Source organism: Bradyrhizobium sp. Leo78 (genome assembly GCF_059512425.1).
The window spans coordinates 1-491 of the sequence record NZ_JCAMOT010000194.1; the positions used below are offsets into that span (position 1 = coordinate 1).

1 protein-coding gene is annotated in these 491 nt (G+C 60.1%); it reads right to left on the minus strand.

Annotation, left to right across the window (positions count from 1 at the left end):
• Window positions 1-491, minus strand: a 491-nt coding sequence (locus AC5ZG1_RS44245) for a SufD family Fe-S cluster assembly protein (protein ID WP_496136548.1), incomplete at both ends; no start/stop codon positions are given.

Genomic DNA, 491 nt, shown 5'->3' on the forward strand with positions numbered 1-491 from the left:
CGGCAGTCGCCACGCTTGGTGACGAAGTTGTAGATGCCGCCCTTGCCTTCCGAGTTGCCGGGATACCAGTTCTGCACCGTCGAATATTTGATCTCGGCGTCATCGAGCGCGACCAGTTCCACCACGGCAGCGTGCAATTGATTCTCGTCGCGCTGCGGCGCGGTGCAGCCTTCGAGGTAAGAGACATACGAGCCCTTGTCGGCGATGATCAGCGTGCGCTCGAACTGGCCGGTGTTGCGCTCGTTGATGCGGAAATAGGTCGACAATTCCATCGGGCAGCGCACGCCCGGCGGCACGTAGACGAACGAGCCGTCGGAGAACACCGCCGAGTTCAAGGTGGCGAAGAAGTTATCCGACGTCGGCACCACGCTGCCGAGATATTTGCGCACCAGCTCAGGATGCTCGCGGATCGCTTCCGAGATCGGCATGAAGATCACGCCGGCCTTCTTCAATTCCTTCTGGAAGGTGGTCGCAACCGACACCGAATCGAA